Origin of the sequence: Streptomyces synnematoformans (genome assembly GCF_039531005.1) — a bacterium.
In the GTDB taxonomy this organism is placed as follows: Bacteria; Actinomycetota; Actinomycetes; order Streptomycetales; family Streptomycetaceae; genus Streptomyces; species Streptomyces synnematoformans.
The window spans coordinates 1-1484 of the sequence record NZ_BAAAPF010000644.1; the positions used below are offsets into that span (position 1 = coordinate 1).

Annotated in this window: 1 protein-coding gene and 1 pseudogene; both read left to right on the forward strand. The window is 77.0% G+C overall.

Annotated elements, in window-relative coordinates; genetic code table 11:
* On the forward strand, positions 1-931 hold a 931-nt coding region (locus tag ABD317_RS36825; RefSeq protein ID WP_486389035.1), incomplete at its 5' end, for a [protein-PII] uridylyltransferase family protein.
* 195 nt (positions 932-1126) lie between these two features.
* Positions 1127-1484, forward strand: a pseudogene (locus tag ABD317_RS36830) (DUF11 domain-containing protein); the annotation flags it as partial.

Genomic DNA, 1484 nt, shown 5'->3' on the forward strand with positions numbered 1-1484 from the left:
CCTCAACGCCGCGACCGTCGCCGGCGCGCTGCGCGCCGCGGCCGCCGCCCGCTGGGGCGACACGCTGCCGACGCGGTTCGCGGTGATCGGCATGGGCCGCTTCGGCGGCCACGAGCTGGGCTACGGCTCGGACGCCGACGTGCTCTTCGTGCACGAGCCGCGCGAGGGCGTCTCCGACGCGGAGGCGGGCGCGGCGGCGTTCGCCGTCGCCAACGAGCTGCGCCGGCTGCTGCAGCTGCCCAGCGCCGACCCGCCGCTGCTCGTCGACGCCGACCTGCGGCCGGAGGGCAAGTCGGGCCCGCTGGTGCGGACGCTCGCGTCGTACGCGGCGTACTACCGGCGCTGGTCGCTGACGTGGGAGAGCCACGCGCTGCTGCGCGCCGAGCCGGTCGCGGGCGACGCGGGGCTGGGCGCGCGGTTCACGGAGCTGATCGACCCGCTGCGCTACCCGGAGGGCGGGCTCGGCGAGGACGCCGTACGCGAGATCCGGCGGCTGAAGGCGCGGATGGAGGCGGAGCGGCTGCCGCGCGGCGCGGACCCGGCGCTGCACGCGAAGCTGGGGCGCGGCGGTCTGGCGGACGTGGAGTGGACGGTGCAGCTGCTGCAGCTGCAGCACGCGCGCGCGGTGCCGGCGCTGCGTACGACCCGCACCCGGGCGGCGCTGGCCGCGGCGCTCGACGCGGGGCTGCTGGCCGCGGAGGACGCGCGGATCCTGGACGACGCCTGGCTGCTGGCGACGCGGCTGCGCAACGCGGTGATGCTCGTCCGCGGCCGCCCCGGCGACACCTTCCCCGCCGCCGAGCGGGAACTCGGTGCGGTGGCACGCTACTTCGGCTACGGGCCGGGGCAGTCCGGCGAGCTGCCGGAGGAGTACCGGCGGACGACGCGGCGGGCGCGTGCGGTGGTGGAGCGGATCTTCTACGGCGACTGAGACCCGCCGCGGCCGGCGGACGCCGGCGCACGCCGCCGCACGCACCCCGGAGCGAATCGCCCGAAAGAGGGACGGTTCGGCGGGCCGTTCGTAGCATCACGCCCCGCTCGTGCGATTTGCCCTTTTTCTTTACCCGACACGCTGGTAGACCGGCGCACGGAACCGGCAAGCCAGGAGCAGGGTGGGTGACACGGGATGCGCACGGCGATCGCTTCCGCCGCGCTGGTCGCGGGCCTGCTGGCGTCCCTCGCACCCGCGCCGCCGCCCGCCGGCGCACCCCTGTCCGACGCACCCCCGTCCGACGGGCCGTCGTCACCGGTCCGCATCGCCCTGGACAGCCGGGACGCGGAGGGCGGCGGCACGACGTACGCGATCACCGTGCACAACACCTCGGGCACCGACGCGCCGCACGGCCTGGTCACCCAGCTCCTCCCCGACCAGCTGGGCTACGTCTCCGCGAGCCCGCGGGCCCGGACGACCGGCCGCCAGGTCACCTGGCGGATCGCGCTGCCGGCGGGCAGCAGCCGGGTGCTGACGGTGACCGCAGCGCCCG